Origin of the sequence: Bradyrhizobium sp. CCBAU 51745 (assembly GCF_028128715.1) — a bacterium.
GTDB classification, from domain to species: Bacteria; Pseudomonadota; Alphaproteobacteria; order Rhizobiales; family Xanthobacteraceae; genus Bradyrhizobium; species Bradyrhizobium manausense.
In genome coordinates this window covers 131,130-145,644 of the sequence record NZ_LBJP01000092.1, presented here as the reverse complement: position 1 = coordinate 145,644, position 14,515 = coordinate 131,130, and the positions used below count along the sequence as shown (strand labels likewise).

19 protein-coding genes are annotated in these 14,515 nt (G+C 63.1%); 1 reads left to right on the top strand and 18 read right to left on the bottom strand.

What is annotated here, in order from left to right:
• Positions 1 to 72 precede the first annotated feature (72 nt).
• The 18 genes from XH98_RS35235 to motA form a co-directional block, all read right to left on the bottom strand.
• On the bottom strand, positions 73 to 981 hold the full coding sequence (locus XH98_RS35235) for a flagellin N-terminal helical domain-containing protein (RefSeq protein WP_220004852.1): 909 nt from the start codon (positions 979 to 981) through the stop codon (positions 73 to 75).
• A 270-nt stretch (positions 982 to 1,251) separates the two neighbouring features.
• The gene (locus tag XH98_RS35230) at positions 1,252 to 2,157 is read right to left on the bottom strand and encodes a flagellin N-terminal helical domain-containing protein (RefSeq protein ID WP_057742864.1); all 906 of its coding nucleotides are present in this window, start codon (positions 2,155 to 2,157) and stop codon (positions 1,252 to 1,254) included.
• A gap of 242 nt (positions 2,158 to 2,399) precedes the next feature.
• Positions 2,400 to 3,140: a flagellar type III secretion system pore protein FliP gene (gene fliP / locus XH98_RS35225; protein WP_220004854.1), complete on the bottom strand. Its 741-nt coding sequence runs from the start codon at positions 3,138 to 3,140 to the stop codon at positions 2,400 to 2,402.
• Positions 3,137 to 3,580, bottom strand: coding sequence for a flagellar basal body-associated FliL family protein (locus XH98_RS35220; protein ID WP_271621293.1), 444 nt, complete (start codon positions 3,578 to 3,580; stop codon positions 3,137 to 3,139). Before XH98_RS35220 ends, fliP begins: the two co-directional genes overlap by 4 nt.
• 30 nt (positions 3,581 to 3,610) lie before the next feature.
• On the bottom strand, positions 3,611 to 4,306 hold the full coding sequence (gene flgH / locus XH98_RS35215; RefSeq protein WP_271598256.1) for a flagellar basal body L-ring protein FlgH: 696 nt from the start codon (positions 4,304 to 4,306) through the stop codon (positions 3,611 to 3,613).
• On the bottom strand, positions 4,307 to 5,062 hold the full coding sequence (locus XH98_RS35210; RefSeq protein WP_271621292.1) for a MotE family protein: 756 nt from the start codon (positions 5,060 to 5,062) through the stop codon (positions 4,307 to 4,309).
• 67 nt (positions 5,063 to 5,129) lie between these two features.
• The gene (gene flgI, locus XH98_RS35205) at positions 5,130 to 6,260 is read right to left on the bottom strand and encodes a flagellar basal body P-ring protein FlgI (RefSeq protein ID WP_271621291.1); all 1,131 of its coding nucleotides are present in this window, start codon (positions 6,258 to 6,260) and stop codon (positions 5,130 to 5,132) included.
• Complete coding sequence (flgA, locus tag XH98_RS35200) at positions 6,257 to 6,733, bottom strand: flagellar basal body P-ring formation chaperone FlgA (RefSeq protein ID WP_271621290.1); 477 nt, start codon at positions 6,731 to 6,733, stop codon at positions 6,257 to 6,259. The genes flgI and flgA overlap by 4 nt, the downstream gene beginning before the upstream one ends.
• A 13-nt stretch (positions 6,734 to 6,746) precedes the next feature.
• The gene (flgG, locus tag XH98_RS35195) at positions 6,747 to 7,538 is read right to left on the bottom strand and encodes a flagellar basal-body rod protein FlgG (RefSeq protein WP_057742849.1); all 792 of its coding nucleotides are present in this window, start codon (positions 7,536 to 7,538) and stop codon (positions 6,747 to 6,749) included.
• 18 nt (positions 7,539 to 7,556) lie between these two features.
• A complete protein-coding gene (locus XH98_RS35190; RefSeq protein WP_271621289.1) occupies positions 7,557 to 7,886 on the bottom strand; it encodes a flagellar hook-basal body complex protein FliE in 330 nt (109 codons plus the stop codon).
• 2 nt (positions 7,887 to 7,888) lie between these two features.
• Positions 7,889 to 8,305 carry a flagellar basal body rod protein FlgC gene (flgC, locus tag XH98_RS35185; protein ID WP_220004862.1) on the bottom strand — a complete coding sequence of 139 codons (417 nt, stop codon included), beginning with the start codon at positions 8,303 to 8,305 and terminating at the stop codon, positions 7,889 to 7,891.
• Positions 8,306 to 8,316: 11 nt separating this feature from the next.
• Positions 8,317 to 8,718, bottom strand: coding sequence for a flagellar basal body rod protein FlgB (gene flgB, locus XH98_RS35180; protein WP_057742839.1), 402 nt, complete (start codon positions 8,716 to 8,718; stop codon positions 8,317 to 8,319).
• Between the two features lie 62 nt (positions 8,719 to 8,780).
• Entirely contained in the window at positions 8,781 to 9,863 is a 1,083-nt protein-coding gene (gene flhB / locus XH98_RS35175; protein ID WP_057742837.1) for a flagellar biosynthesis protein FlhB, read from the bottom strand.
• 13 nt (positions 9,864 to 9,876) lie between these two features.
• A complete protein-coding gene (locus XH98_RS35170) occupies positions 9,877 to 10,911 on the bottom strand; it encodes a flagellar motor switch protein FliG (protein ID WP_220004864.1) in 1,035 nt (344 codons plus the stop codon).
• Between the two features lie 2 nt (positions 10,912 to 10,913).
• Positions 10,914 to 11,288 (bottom strand): flagellar motor switch protein FliN, encoded by a 375-nt coding sequence (gene fliN, locus XH98_RS35165; RefSeq protein ID WP_220004865.1) that lies wholly within the window; start codon positions 11,286 to 11,288, stop codon positions 10,914 to 10,916.
• Positions 11,289 to 11,461: 173 nt separating this feature from the next.
• Positions 11,462 to 11,755, bottom strand: a complete 294-nt coding sequence (locus XH98_RS35160; RefSeq protein WP_271598250.1) for a hypothetical protein — start codon at positions 11,753 to 11,755, stop codon at positions 11,462 to 11,464.
• Positions 11,736 to 12,677 carry a flagellar motor switch protein FliM gene (locus tag XH98_RS35155; protein ID WP_057742825.1) on the bottom strand — a complete coding sequence of 314 codons (942 nt, stop codon included), beginning with the start codon at positions 12,675 to 12,677 and terminating at the stop codon, positions 11,736 to 11,738. Before XH98_RS35155 ends, XH98_RS35160 begins: the two co-directional genes overlap by 20 nt.
• Complete coding sequence (gene motA, locus XH98_RS35150; RefSeq protein WP_220004868.1) at positions 12,674 to 13,570, bottom strand: flagellar motor stator protein MotA; 897 nt, start codon at positions 13,568 to 13,570, stop codon at positions 12,674 to 12,676. The genes XH98_RS35155 and motA overlap by 4 nt, the downstream gene beginning before the upstream one ends.
• 153 nt (positions 13,571 to 13,723) lie before the next feature.
• Here motA and XH98_RS35145 point away from each other — a divergent pair, with 153 nt between their 5' ends.
• Positions 13,724 to 14,515, top strand: a complete 792-nt coding sequence (locus XH98_RS35145; protein WP_057743178.1) for a DUF1217 domain-containing protein — start codon at positions 13,724 to 13,726, stop codon at positions 14,513 to 14,515.

Below are 14,515 nucleotides of genomic sequence, written 5' to 3'. Positions count from 1 at the left end.
GCCAACAACGCACCCGAAATGAAAAGAGCCGCGCTTCGCGAGAAGCGCGGCTCCCTCAGGTCGTGTTCAGGGTTAGCGGAACAGCGAGAGGATGCTCTGGCTGTTCTGGTTGGCGATCGAGAGCGCCTGGACGCCGAGCTGCTGCTGGGTCTGAAGCGCCTGAAGGCGGGTGGATTCCGCATTCATGTCGGCGTCGACGAGCTGACCGACACCGCGATTCACCGAGTCCATCAGGGTCTTGACGAAGTCGGTATTGGTTGCGATGCGGTTCTTCACGGCGCCGAGGTCGGCGGCGGCCGAGGCTACCGAGTTGATCGCGGTGGTGACCTGCGAGATGTAGCCATCGAGCGTGGTCTGGTCGGCTGCCGAGTCGGTCAGCGTTGAGATGCTGATCGTGTCGACCGATGCACCGCCGCTCACCTTGTCGAGGATGCCGCTGGTGGACGAGGTGTAGAGCGAGTAGTTCGAGATCGTCAGCGTGATGGAGCCGATGGTAGGCGTGCCACCGACGCGCGAGAACGACGACACCAGGTCGAAGGTCGCGGGCGTCGCCGTCGTCGTGCTCAGCCAGTTCACGCCGTTGAAGGTCGCCGCATTGGCGGTGCCCTTCATCTGCTGCTGGATCTGGGTGATGTCGGCTTGGATCTTGGTGCGGTCGATACCGGCGGTCTTGGCTTCGACCAGCAGCGCCTGCAGCTTGGTCAGGCCGCCGGTGCTGTCGCCGACAACCGCGGTCAGAGCGGTATATTCGGTGTCGACGGTCGCAGCCGACAGACCGAGCGAGTCGGAGACCGCGGAGAGCGCGGCGTTGTCGGCGCGCATCGAGGTTGCGATCGACCAGTAGGCGGCGTTGTCCGACGCAGTGGCGACGCGCTGGCCGGTCGAGATGCGGTTTTCCGTGGTCTGCAGGCTGGAGCTGACGTTGCGCAGCGTCTGCAGCGCGGTCATAGCGGCGGAGTTGGTGAGAAGGCTAGAACCCATTTTGATGTCCCTTTGAAGATCGAGTTGTTTTGGGGACATACCGGACTTGCACCGGTACGACAGGGCGGCGTCATGCCTTTGGGCTGCGCAAGAGCGTTGAGGGCCCAACCTGTCGTACGGCGACCGTAACGCTCGAAGCTTGTGCGAGGCTTGTGGCTCTGTGTCCTCGCCGCAACAGCGAAGCCAAAGTTGCGACGCGCCCTGGACGTCGCATCAAACGAAAAGGCCGCACTTCGCGAGAAGCGCGGCCCCCTCAGATTGTCGTCAGACTTAGCGGAACAGCGAGAGGATGCTCTGGCTGCTGCTGTTGGCGATCGAGAGCGCCTGGACACCGAGCTGCTGCTGGACCTGGAGGGCCGACAGGCGGGTGGACTCCTGGTTCATGTCGGCGTCGACGAGCTGGCCGATACCGCGGCTCACTGAGTCCATCAGCGACTTCACGAAGTCGGTGTTGGTCGAGATACGGTTCTTCACGGCACCGAGGTTCGCAGCGGCCGAAGCCACCGAGTTGATCGCACCAGTGACCTGCGCGATGTAGCCATCGAGCGTGGTCTGGTCCGCCGCCGAGTCGGTCAGGGTGCTGATGTCGATCGTGTTGACCGACGAGCCGCCGCTCACCTTGTCGAGAATGCCGCTGGTGGACGAGGTATAGAGCGAATAGTTGGCAACGGTCAGGGCGATGGAGCCGGTGGTCGGCGTGCCGCCAACGCGAGAATAGGACGACACCAGGTTGACCGTCGTCGGCGTTGCCGTCGTCGTGCTCAGCCAATTCACGCCGTTGAAGGTCGCCGCAGCCGCGGTAGCCTGCATCTGCTGCTGGATCTGGGTGACGTCCGCCTGAATCTTGGTGCGGTCGATACCAGCCGTTTTGGCTTCCACCAGCAGCGACTGCAGCTTGGTCAAGCCGCCGTTGCTGTCACCGACAACAGAGGTCAGAGCAGTATATTCAGTATCGACCGTCGCGGCCGACAGACCGAGCGAATCGGAGACCGCGGAGAGCGCAGCGTTGTCGGCGCGCATCGAGGTCGCGATCGACCAGTAGGCAGCGTTGTCGGAGGCGGTCGAGACGCGCTGACCGGTGGAAATGCGGGTCTGCGTGTTGGCGAGTTGGGAGCTCACAGACCGCAGGGTCTGGAGTGCGGTCATGGCGGTCGAGTTCGTAAGCAGGCTTGACATTGCGAATGTCCCTTTATGTACGCGTTACATTTTCACGAGGGGACATACCGGGCTTCCACCGGTACGGAGGGGCGGCATCATGCCTTTGGACTGATGTGGGTAGGGTCCAACCCGCCGTGCCGCATTGCTAGCACGCCGAATCTTGCTTCCAGATTAAAGCGAGATTGAATTCACCAGCAAAATCATATGGTTAATATTACTCTTTACTAACCTTAACGATTCTCGTGGGCCGGTGATCGCCCTCACGAGAACGATCGCACCAGTCCGGAAGCAAGCAGATTCCAGCCGTCGATCAGCACGAAGAACAGCACCTTGAACGGCAGCGCGAGGATCGACGGCGGCATCATCATCATGCCCATCGACATGGTCAGTGTCGCCACGATCATGTCGATGACGAGGAACGGCAGGATGATGAGGAAACCGATCTCGAACGAACGCCGGAGCTCGGAGATCATGAAGGCCGGGATGATGACGCGCATGTCGATGCGCTTGTCGTCGAACTTCTTGCGAAAGCTTTCCGCGGCGAGCGACTCGAACGTCTGCAGATCCTTGTCGCGGACGTGTGCCAGCATGAACTCGCGGAACGGATCGCTGATCTTGAGATAGGCGTCCTCCTCCGAGATCTCGTTCTTCATCAGCGGCTGCACGCCGGTCTCCCAGGCCCGATCGAAAGTCGGTGCCATGACGTAGAAGGTCATGAATAGTGCGAGGCTGATCAGCACGAGATTCGGAGGCGTCGTCTGAAGACCGAGCCCGGCGCGCAGGAACGACAGCGCGACGGCGAAGCGGGTAAAGCTCGTGACCATGATGAGCAGTCCCGGCGCGACGGACAGCACCGTCAGCAGCGCCATGAGCTGGATGATGCGGCCGCTGGTCGAGCCGTTGCCTGGCGGCAGCAGCGAGTTGAGGTCCGGAATCTGGGCGAATGCCACTTCGGGCAGCACGACCAGCAGCAATGCGAGCAGCAGGACTCTCAATTTCACTGGATCACCAACGTCTCAATGATCAATTCGCGGACCTTGCCGGACGAGCGGATGCTGGCGCGTTCGGACAGATCGTCGCGCAGATGCTGAAGCCCTCGCGCGCCTTCGAACTGCGTGACCGAGGCCGAGCGCAAGTAAGTGACGATGTCCTCGCTGATATGGGCAGCGAGGATGCCGGCATCCTCGTCACTCATGCTGTCGGTCACCATGGAGGCCTCGACCCGGGCCCAGTTGTTGGCTGGGGCCGCAAGATTGGTCACGATCGGTGACAGCTTTCTCAGCCGCGCGCTTCCCGAATAGCTCGACGCGACCGGCGGCGGGGTAGCGCCCTTCTTTGCATCGGCGACGCGCTCGGCGGCGGCGAACAGATGCAGGCCAGCAAGCGCGCCGGCGCCAATCGCGACCAGGGTCAGCACGACGATGGCTGCGATCAGGCGCATGGCGCCCCCCGCTGCCATGACGCGCGAGCCTCAGAACGGTGCCACGGCATCATAGATCCGGTGTCCCCAACCAGGCTGCTGCACGTCAGACAGATTTCCGCGACCACCATAGGACACGCGCGCCTCGGCGATCTTCTCGTAGGAGATCGTGTTGGTTCGCGAAATATCCCGTGGACGCACGATGCCGCCGACATTGAGCACGCGCATCTCCGTGTTGATGCCGAACTCCTGCGAGCCGCTGATCATCATGTTTCCGTTCGGCAGCACGTCGGTGACGACGGCCGCGATGGAGAGCTTGATGTCTTCGGAGCGGTCGATCTGGCCGTTGCCTTTGATCTGCGTATTGGTGTTGAGATTGGCGTTGGCCTGGCCTTTGTCCTGCCATCCCGCGACGTCCATCAGCCAGTTCAGTCCGAACTGGATCTGCGAATCGCGCGAGCGGCCGGTCTTGTTGTCGAGCTTGGCCTTGTCCTGCATCGAGATGATCACCGTCACGACGTCGCCGACGCGGCGCGCACGGGGATCGCGGTAGAGATCGGTACCGTCGTCCCAGGTCGAGCGATAGCTGACGGGCTGGTGCATGCGGGGCGTCACCGGAATAGGCTCGGTCGGCGTCCTCAGGCCGCTGCCCACGGGCGACAGCTTCGGGCCGGTCAGGATTTCTGCCGGATCATGGGAGCAGCCGGTGAGAAGCAACAGCGACAGGATGAGGCATGGCGTCTTCATTTACTTGGTCTTTCCGTCATCCACGCGACGCATTCCACCGAGCAGGTCAGCGAGATGCGCTGCGCGCCCGGTCTCCATCTCGTTGAAAATCGCGCTCGAGCTCCTCGGGCTCAACTTTGCAAGAACCGCCGCGGCTGTCTCGTCCGCCATGCCCGCGATCTGGGTTGCGGCCGCGTCCGGCTTCATGCGCGAATAGATCTCGACGACGCTGGCTTCGGCCTTTTTCAGGAAGTCGTCGCGGAGCGCCATCCACTTCTCATACTCGGCCCGCTTGGCCTCGACTTCGGCGATCCGCTCGCGCAGCAGGCTCTCGGCCTTCTCCAGCTCTTTCAGCTGCCAGGCGAGCCTGGCGTCGACGGCTGGATCGGCGACGTTGCTACAGAACAGCGCGACTTCGTTGTCCGCGGGCGCAGCGGTTTGTGCCGGCACCGGCTTCGGCGGCGCCATGCCGCCGCCTGACTTCGCCGGACGCGCCGGAACGGGAGCCGGTGCTGGAGCGGCCGCTTCGGGCACCGCACCGGTGGTGGCGGGCCCTGAATCCTCGGCCGCCCAGGCCGTGGCCCGCGAATTATCACCTGGAACAGACGCTGCCTGTGCATGCGACCTCTGCGGCCCGGGCGCGCGAGCGCGTGCGAACGAGAGCAGATTGAGCGGCTTCGACGGCTTCGGTTCGTCCAGCCCGAGCACAGGCGAAGCGTGCGCGAGCACGAACACCGTGGCCAGAAGGAGGTGCGCTTTGTGATCAAGCTTCAGCATCGGCCCGCGTGCGATTCCCGGTCAGGACCTGAGCATTGAGGGACCAAGCTTGCACGACGCTTGTGCATCATTGCACTATGACTTCAGCCTGCAGCGCGCCGGCGGTCTTGATCGCCTGAAGGATCGCGATGATGCCGGATGGTTTCAGTCCGATCTGGTTCAATCCGCGCACCAGGCGCTGCAGATCGACGCCGCTCAGGATCGCTACCTGCGATCCGGCCTCATTGGCCTCGACGATGGTCTGGGGGACGACGACAGTCTGGCCTTGCGAGAACGGCGCCGGCTGCGACACCACGGGCAGCTCGGTGACGCGAACTGTCAGGTTGCCATGCGTGACAGCGACGGTTGATATCCGCACGTCGCGTCCGATCACCACCGTGCCGGTGCGCTCATTGATCACGACGCGCGCGGGCGTGTCGGGCTCGACGGTCAGCTCGCCGATCTCGGCGAGAAAGCGAACCGGGCCGACATAGCGCGGCTTCGACAGCACGATGGTCCGGTAGTCGCGCTCAAAGGCAATCTGGGCACGATAGCGGCCGCCGGCATAGCGATTGACGGCGTCGAGGATCCGCGTCGCCGTGACGAAATCGGGGTTCTTCAGCTCCAGCACCAGGAACTCCATCTCGTGGAGGCTTCCCTGCACCTCGCGCTCCACCAGCGCGCCGTTCGGAATTCTGCCCGCGGTCGGCGTGCCCTGGCTGACGTTCTGGGCCTGGCCTCCGACGCTATAGCCGGCGACCGTGACTGCACCTTGCGCCACCGCATAGACCGCACCGTCGGCCGCGCGCAGCGACGTCATCACCAGCGTGCCGCCGAGCAGCGAGGTCGCATCGCCAAGGGACGACACGGTGACGTCCATCCGTTCGCCCGGCCCGATCGAGGGCAGCAGGTCCGCGGTCACCATCACGGCGGCGACGTTCCGCGTGCGCAGCGTCGTCGGCCGCGACTGATTGTTCGTGCTGCTCGTCTCGTTGCGGACGTTGATGCCCATGTTCTCGAGCATCGACTGCAGCGACTGTTCCGTGAAAGGAGCGTTGCGCAGGGTGTCGCCGGTGCCGTTGAGGCCGATCACCAGGCCATAGCCGACGATCTGGTTCTCGCGCAGGCCCTTGATGTCAGCGATGTCCTTGATGCGGACGGCTGCATGGGCGCTGGCGGCGCAGAAGATCAGCAGAAGCGCGGTCAGGACTCTGGTCATGACCCGTCCGCGACCTTGACGGTGCCGTCCGGCTGGACGATGGCCCTGATGATCACGCCGGTGTCGGTGTTTCGCACGGTGATGAGCGAACCCGGCGCACCGGATTGCATCGCCGATCCGTACGTCACGATCGACAAGCCGGAGTCTTCGACAACCACCTTCACCGTCGCGCCGCGGGCGATGGTCCAGGGGTCCTCCACCGAATTGGTCGGGATCGGCTGACCCGGCAACAGCGCCCGCCGCGCCATCCGGCCGACCAGGACCTGACGGCCTTCGACGAACATAGCGACGCCGAGCGCATTCTGGTCAAAGCTGCGTTCGGTGATCATGTCTTCCCTGATCAGCTCGCCGGCGCGGATCGACGTCGCGGGCACGGGAAGCCGCTTCTCGTCCGCGGCGGCGTACTCCGCGAAGACGAGAACCAGCAGCGCGGCGGCCAACCCGCGCACGATCAGGCCCTCCCAGTTCAACATGGACACACCGAAACTAGCGACTGAGACCCTTCGATACCGTCGAGGCCATGTCATCCGACGCCTGGATCACCTTGGCGTTCATCTCGTAGGCGCGCTGCGCCGAGATCAACTCTGTGATTTCCTTGACCGGATCGACGTTCGAGGCTTCGAGATATTGCTGATTGATCTTGCCGTAGCCGGCATCGCCGGGCAGGCCAACCACCGGCGCGCCCGACGCCGTGGTTTCGCGATAGAGATTGCTGCCGAGCGGCTCGAGGCCTGCCTCGTTGGCGAAATTAGCAAGGTTGAGCTGGCCGATCTGGCGCGGATTGACCTCCGTATCCAGCTTGGCGAAGACCTGACCGGTCTGGTTCACGGTGACCTGCACCGTTCCCTGCGGCACGGTGATATTGGGATCCAGCAGGTAGCCGTCCATCGTCACCAGCTGACCGGTCGCGTTGGTGTTGAACGATCCCGCGCGGGTGTATTGCACCTCGTTGTTCGGGCCCAGCACCTGGAACCAGCCCCGGCCGTTGATCGCGAGATCGTAAGGATTACCGGTCTGCGTCAGCGCGCCCTGGATGTGCAGTTTGCGGATCGCCGCCGACTTGACGCCGAGACCCAGATTTGCGCCCTCCGGAATCGGCGAGGAGCCGTTGACGTTTGCGACCCCCTGCATGCGGTCCATCTGGTAAAACAGATCGGTGAACTCCGCACGCGCGCGCTTGAACGACGTGGTGTTGATGTTGGCGATGTTGTTCGCGATGACTTCGATGTTGGTCTGCTGGGCATTCATGCCCGTGGCCGCGATGGCGAGCGATTTCACTTAGGTCACTCCTTCAGATCAAATCGACATTCGAACGACTTCCTGGTAGGCCTGCACGACCTTGTCGCGAACCGCGACCGCGGTCTGCAAGGCCTGCTCGGCCGACATCAGCGCCTCTACGACCTTTCGCGTCGATTCCTTGCCCTGCATCGCCGAGATCGACGCCGCTTCGCCCGTCTTCAACGTTCCGATCGCGTCCGTGGTCACCTGCTTCATCACGGAATCGAAGCCGACATCGTCGGCGGACTGGACCGGGGACGCCCCCGTAGGCGCAATGGCTTGTGTCTCGGTCGCGCGAGAGGCCGCCTGCCCTGCGGTGATCGCGGTCGATGAAATCGCTTCCAGCATTGTCAGCTCCTCAGCAGGTCGATGGTCATGCCGAGCATCGACCTCACCTGCTTCACGACCTGGAGATTGGCCTCATAGGAGCGGTTGACCTCCCGCATGTCCGCCATCTCGATCATCATGTTGACGTTGGGCATCTTGACGTAGCCGGCCTTGTCGGCAGCGGGATGTCCCGGGTCGTACTCGACGCGATAAGGCGTGGTGTCGACCCCGATTTCCTTGACCTTCGCCAGCTGCGTGCCGGAGGCCCGATCGAGCGCGGCATCGAAGGTGATGGTCTTGCGCTGATAGGGATCGGCCCCCGCAGTGTGCCCGGTCGACGTGGCGTTGGCGAGGTTTTCCGAGACGACGCGCATGCGCGTCGATTGCGCCTCGAGCCCGGAGCTCGCAACCGTCAATGAAGCCGATAGAGCGTCAAGCATATCAGTTCACCTCAAGTCTTCGCGCTGGTCATGACCATGCGGTTGAACGAGCGCACAATCGCCGAATTCATCGAATAGTCGCGATTGACGTCGCTGCCCTTGATCATCTCCTGCTCCAGGCTCACGGAGTTGCCGGAGTGGACGACGTCCCAGCTGTCCTTCTTGGCGGTAGCCCGCGTGTCGGTTTCCGCCGGCGACAATTGCATGTGGCCGGGCGAAGTGGTGGCCAGTCTCACCGGCACCGCGTCGAGCACCTTATTGAACGGCTCGACATCGCGCGCCTTGAATCCCGGCGTATTGGCATTGGCGACATTGGTGGCAATGGTCGACTGACGAAGCTCGAGCCAGCGTGCCTGCGACGATGCGAGTTCGAAGAGATAAAGCGGTCCCACGACGGCCCCATTATGGTTCATTGGAGAGAACCCTAGGGCGTTAAGCTTTCGTCAAGCTGTTGAGGAGCACCATCCCAGAGATTCTATTGAACCTTCGCGGGCCGCGCGGCCTGCTTTGACTGCAGGAAATAGATGATCTCGGCGACGGGACGGAAGAATTCGGCCGGGATCACCTGATCGACCTGCACCGCTTCGTAAAGCGCACGCGCGAGCGCCTTGTTCTCGATCACCGGAATCTTGCTCTGCTCGGCGACCTCGCGAATCTTCAGCGCGATCACGTCCATGCCCTTGGCCACCACGAGCGGTGCCGGGTTTTCGTCGCGATTGTAGCGCAACGCGATCGCGAAATGCGTCGGGTTCGCGATCACCAGCGTCGCGCGCGGCACGGAAGCGATCATGCGCTGGCGCGAGCGGTCGCGCGCGAGCGAACGCAGGCGCGCCTTGATCAGCGGATCGCCCTCCGCCTGCTTGTGCTCGTCCTTGATCTCCTGCCTGGTCATGCGCAGCTCGCGGCGCCAGTGGAAGCGCGCCCAGGCAAGATCGATCGCGACCAGCACGATCGTCGCGATGCAGATCGCCGACACGATCCGCATCGCGATGGTGAGGATCATCTCGGGCAGCGCGACCGGATCGGTGTACATCGCTTCGAACGCCCTCGCCTCCGACGAGCGCAATACGAAGCAGACGACTGCCGTCACCGAGACGAGCTTGAACATCGACTTGGCGAACTCGACGAGCCCTTGAGTTCCGAAGATGCGGTTCCAGCCGCTCGCGGGCGAGATACGCGAGAAGTCTGGCTGAATGCGCTCCAGCACCAGGCGCGGCGCGTTCTGCAGCAGCGACGCTGCGAGCCCGAACACCGCCAGGATCACGACCAGCGGCACCAGGAACCGCAGGGCCTCGAGGCCGACCACGGTGAGCAGGTTCTGCGCGTCTGCACCGGTATGAAGCGGGAAGCCGTCGGGATCGTCGAGAAAGCCCTTCAAGGTCGGCGTCAGCTGCTGCACGCCCTGGCCGATCAGGAACGCCTGAATCACCATCAGCGCCGTCATGGACGCGAACATGGACGCCTCCCGAGAGACCGGAATCTTGCCCTGTTCGAGCGCATCGCGGACTTTCTTCTCGGTCGGCTCTTCTGTTTTGCTCTCCTGATCGGATTCTGCCATGCCCGTTCAGCGGTCAGCGGAAGACCAGCTCATCCTCCTGATCGGGGTTGAGCTCGATTTCACCCTTTTCAGCGAGGTCGAGTGCAAGATCAGTGATCACGCGGCGCGCCTCCAGCACGTCGCGCTGGTTCGACGGCTCGCCGATGGCGAGCTCGGCTTCGACGACGCGGCGAACGCGCGAGGCGACCGCGGACAGGATCAACTCGCGGAAATGCTTGTCGGTGCCCTTCAGCGCCACGACGATGCGGTCGGTCGGCACCTGATCGAAGATCATGGTGCGCGCCTTCGGCGCCAGGTTGATGACGTCGTCGAAGGTGAACAGCAGCTCCTTCAGCACTTCGGCCGATTTCGGCCGCTTTTCCGACAGGCTCTTCAGCATGTCCTCGATATGACCGCGCTCCATCTTGTTGATGATGTCGGCGACACGGGCGTAAGTGTCCGCACCGAGATTGCGAGCGAAATTGAGCGTCAGGTCTTCGTGCAGCGTCTTCTCGAGCACCTTCATCGCATCGTCGACGATCGGCTTGAGGCTGAGCACTCGCCGCATCAATTCGTTGCGCAGGCTCGACGGCAGCTGGCTCATCACCTTGGCGGCGCAAGACGGCTTGACCTTGGACAGGATCAGCGCCGCGGTCTGCGGATGTTCCTTGGAGAGGTAGGTGGCCAGCGAATTTTCCGACACCGACGAGACGCGATCCCACACCGACCGGCTGGAATTTCCGAGCAGGTCCGACATGATCGCCGTGACCTGGTCGGCGGGAAGCACGTCGCCCAGCACGGCTTCGAGGCCGCCGAGCGTGCCGAGGATGTTGGCGCCCATCGAGAATTGCTGGGCAAATTCCTCGACGATTGCCTCGAGTTCCTGCGCCGTGATCGGCCTCAGCTCGGCCGCGGCCTTGGTGACGACGCGAATGTCCTGCGGTTCGAACTGCGCGAGCACGCTGGCCGCGGCCTGGCGGCCCATGGCCAGCAGCAGCGCCGCGACCTTTTCCGTTCCGCCCAGCGTGGCAACGCCGCGCTGCTTGATGGGAGCGACCGGTGCCGCCATGGTCAGGAATCACCCTGCCCCAGCGGTCCGACAATCTCGGTCAGCGAGACACCGAAGCGGGAATTGTCCTCCTCGACGACGACAACTTCGCCGCGGGCAACGACGCGGCCGTTGACCACGACATCAACGGGCTCGCCGACGCGGTGATCCAGCGGAACGACGGCACCGCGGCCGAGCTTCATCAAATTCGCCACCGGGATGGTCGCCGATCCCAGCACCACCTGCATGGTGACGGGAATGCGCATAATGGCATCCACATTGGCGAACTTGCCGGTCTCCTCGGCGGTGCGGGCGGCGATCTCCGCCAGCCGGTCGAGCGGAGAGGTCTCGGCATCGTCGGATGCGGTTGCAGATTCGTAGTCGAAGGATTGCGCCATCTGGTATCGCCTCTTGGTAGTTCCGCTCCCGGAGCGTCGCGTTCCGATCTATCTCTTCGGCCGTTTCCGGCCCTAAAGCGCGATGAGATTGGGTTGAATCGTCATCGCGCTTTCGCTCTTTGTTTGAGCATGATCTTTTCGGAAAACCGCTTCACACTTTTCCGGATCATGCCCTAGTGCTTGTTGGCCTCGCCCTGCAGCCCGTTGCGTGCATCGAGTGCGGCGATCGCCTCATGGGCCTGATCGATCTTTGCGCTCAGCACATTGGCAAGCCGGCCCAGATTTGCCGTGGAATCATGCGCCGCGGTAATCACGGTGTCGAAGGCGCCGGCGGTCTCGTGGACAATGGTCGAGAACTCGCCCTGGTAGCTGCGCAGCTTCGCGAGCTCGCGGTGCATCCGGGTCACCCGCATGCTCGTGAAGGCCAGCGCGATCAGCAGCACCGCATCAACGAGATAGGATATCATCGACGAACTCCCGCTTCTGATCGACGGGATCCGCCACCTGCATGGCGTAGTAGCCATCGAGCTGGCCGATCTGACACCAGAACAGTACCTGGTTGTTGCTCTCGAGCCGCGCCAGCGTACGCGGCGTGGCCTCAAGCTCCAGGACCTGCCCCACCTTGAATTTGACGACGTCCTCGAGGGTGATCATCTTCTCGTCGAGCACCGCGCTCAGGGTCACCTCGGTGCGGTGAACCTCGCTCTCCATCTGTTCGCGCCAGCGCGGATCGGCCGCGCCGCCTTCGCTGACGACGACATGGGCAAGCTTCTGCCTGAGCGGGTTGAGCGCGGAGTGCGGAATGATCAGGAACATCTGACCGCCGCGATAAAGCGCCTGCACCATCATGTTCGCACAGATCGACATGTTGCTGGCGCGCCCGATCGCCAGCGACGCCATCGCCGTCTCGACCCGCTCGACGCGGAAGGTGACGTTGGAGGTGCCGGCGAAAGCCGCCTGCAGCGCCTTGGCGAACCGGTCGAACAGCGCCTGGACCAGGCGGATCTCGATGTTCGAGAAAGTGCGTTCGACATCGAGCGGCGGCTCGGCACCGTCGGAGCCGAACATCGCTTCGACCATCGTGAACACGAAGTCACGGTCGAGCATGATAATGACGCGGGAGTCCCACTGCTCGGCGTAGAGCACGGCGGCGACCGCATTGCCCTCGTAGTCCTTGATGATGTCGCCGACACGGTCATTGGTGATGCCGTTGACCGAGAAATAGCAGGGCGTGCCGGCCATCGGCTGCAGGCTGTCCGTGCACGATGCCGCCATGCGATCGAAGATCACATTGAGCATCGGCATGCGCTCGATCGAGATGCCGGCGGCGTCCAGCAGATAGTTCGGCAGCTGCTTGCGCTGATCGACCTCGACGTCTTCCATCGTCATGCGCGTGCGGCCTTGGGTTCAGCGTCGGTCACGACGGCCTTGGGACCTGCGATCGTCTCGTTCTCGACGACGTCGATCGACGGCCGTTCGGAGCTCGCGATCATCTTGCGGCCGTGCTCGACGGCGATTTGCGGCATGGCGCCGTTCATGAACGCCAGCAGGGTCTGCTTGACGATGATGTAGGGCCGGCACTTCTTCTCGCGCGTCATCTTGATCTTCAGTGCGAAGGGCGAAATGATGCCGTAGGACAGGAAGATGCCGGCGAAGGTGCCGACCAGCGCCGCGCCGATGAAGCCGCCGAGCAGCTTCGGCGACTGATCCAGCGCGCCCATGGCCTTGATGACGCCGAGCACCGCGGCGACGATGCCGAGCGCGGGCAGCGCTTCGGACACCACCACCAGCGCATGATAGGGCGTCAGCTTGCTCTTCACGATGGTGTGGATCTCCTCGTCCATCAGCGCCTCGATCTCATGGGTACGGGCATTGCCCATGATGATGAGGCGCACATAGTCGCAGATGAACTGGAGCAAAGACGGGTCGCCGAGCACGCTCGGGAACGCCTTGAAGATCTCGGAGGACGAGGGATCGTCGATATGCGCCTCGACCTCATTGCGGCCCTTGCCGCGCAACTCGCGCATCAAGGCATGAAGCGCGCCGAGCAGGTCAAGGTAGTAGCGCTGGCCAGGCACCGCGCCGGTGACGGCCTGCATGCAGGCGACCCCGGTGTCGACGACCGTCTTCCAGGGATTGGCCACGATGAAGGTGCCGACCGCGGTGCCCATGATGATCACGAACTCCCACGGCTGCATCAGCACGGCCAGGTGCCCGCCCATGGCGGCAAATCCGCCAAGCAGTGCTGCCACCGTGATGACAATCCCCACGAAACTGCCCAACGCGCCGCTCCATCACCGATCCCATCGGGAACATCTAGTCGGCCACGCTTGCGCGAAGCTGGCTTGGGCGTCCTTTCGGCCGCGCCAGCCCCGCGCAAGCAATTCGCGGCAGCTTGCGACGAGGTCGCAGCGGCGACCAGAGGGGCGCATGCCATGCTATCCACCATCGCGGATTACACCAGGCTGACTACGGACATGAGCAAGTCGCTGACTCAGGTCGAGCAGCAGCCGGACGTGAGCCGCGACACCGCCTATTATCTTGCCAATATCGGCAAGGTGAAAAGCATCGACGATCTCCTGAACAACTATAGGCTCTACTCCTACGCGATGAAGGCCTATGGCCTCGACGACATGATCTACGCCAAGGCGTTCATGCGGAAGGTGCTGACCGAGGGCATCGCGACCTCCAACACCTTCGCCAACAAGCTGAGCGACAGCCGCTACCGGGAGTTCGCCGCCGCCTTCAACTTCGCAGCACTCGGCGCCGCCGCGACCCAGAGCACAGCGGCCACATCAGGCACGACCAGCCATTATGCCACCCAGACGCTGGAGCAGAACGCCGGCGACCAGAATGAGGGCCTCCGGCTCGCCCTGTATTTCACGCGCAAGGCCGCCTCGATCACGAGCCCCTACCAGATCCTCGCCGACAAGGCCCTGACCCAGGTGGTGCAAACCGCAGAGGGCTGGTCGTCGACGATCAGCTCGTCCGACATCGACATGCAGGCCAAGATGATCACGGACAAGATCAACCTCGCCGATTTCAAGGACCCGGCCAAGGTCACCAAATTCGTGCAGCGCTTCGCGGCGATGTGGGATGCGACCCAGGCCCAGAACGACAGCTCGACCAACCCCGCGCTGGTGCTGATCACCGGCGCCTCGACATCGTCGGCCAGTCTCGACACCGATATGCTCACGACGCTTCAGAATATCAAGTTCAACAGGTAA

Bases quoted from the DNA above. Each gene is read 5' to 3' on its own strand.
- flhB (WP_057742837.1), bottom strand. From the start codon at position 9,863: ATGGCAGAATCCGATCAGGAGAGCAAAACAGAAGAGCCGACCGAGAAG.
- XH98_RS35235 (WP_220004852.1), bottom strand. From the start codon at position 981: ATGGGTTCTAGCCTTCTCACCAACTCCGCCGCTATGACCGCGCTGCAG.
- XH98_RS35160 (WP_271598250.1), bottom strand. From the start codon at position 11,755: ATGATATCCTATCTCGTTGATGCGGTGCTGCTGATCGCGCTGGCCTTC.
- XH98_RS35230 (WP_057742864.1), bottom strand. From the start codon at position 2,157: ATGTCAAGCCTGCTTACGAACTCGACCGCCATGACCGCACTCCAGACC.
- XH98_RS35210 (WP_271621292.1), bottom strand. From the start codon at position 5,062: ATGCTGAAGCTTGATCACAAAGCGCACCTCCTTCTGGCCACGGTGTTC.
- flgB (WP_057742839.1), bottom strand. From the start codon at position 8,718: ATGAACCATAATGGGGCCGTCGTGGGACCGCTTTATCTCTTCGAACTC.
- XH98_RS35170 (WP_220004864.1), bottom strand. From the start codon at position 10,911: ATGGCGGCACCGGTCGCTCCCATCAAGCAGCGCGGCGTTGCCACGCTG.
- flgC (WP_220004862.1), bottom strand. From the start codon at position 8,305: ATGCTTGACGCTCTATCGGCTTCATTGACGGTTGCGAGCTCCGGGCTC.
- flgH (WP_271598256.1), bottom strand. From the start codon at position 4,306: ATGAAGACGCCATGCCTCATCCTGTCGCTGTTGCTTCTCACCGGCTGC.
- fliN (WP_220004865.1), bottom strand. From the start codon at position 11,288: ATGGCGCAATCCTTCGACTACGAATCTGCAACCGCATCCGACGATGCC.
- flgI (WP_271621291.1), bottom strand. From the start codon at position 6,260: ATGACCAGAGTCCTGACCGCGCTTCTGCTGATCTTCTGCGCCGCCAGC.
- XH98_RS35190 (WP_271621289.1), bottom strand. From the start codon at position 7,886: ATGCTGGAAGCGATTTCATCGACCGCGATCACCGCAGGGCAGGCGGCC.
- XH98_RS35155 (WP_057742825.1), bottom strand. From the start codon at position 12,677: ATGACGATGGAAGACGTCGAGGTCGATCAGCGCAAGCAGCTGCCGAAC.
- XH98_RS35220 (WP_271621293.1), bottom strand. From the start codon at position 3,580: ATGCGCCTGATCGCAGCCATCGTCGTGCTGACCCTGGTCGCGATTGGC.
- flgA (WP_271621290.1), bottom strand. From the start codon at position 6,733: ATGTTGAACTGGGAGGGCCTGATCGTGCGCGGGTTGGCCGCCGCGCTG.
- XH98_RS35145 (WP_057743178.1), top strand. From the start codon at position 13,724: ATGCTATCCACCATCGCGGATTACACCAGGCTGACTACGGACATGAGC.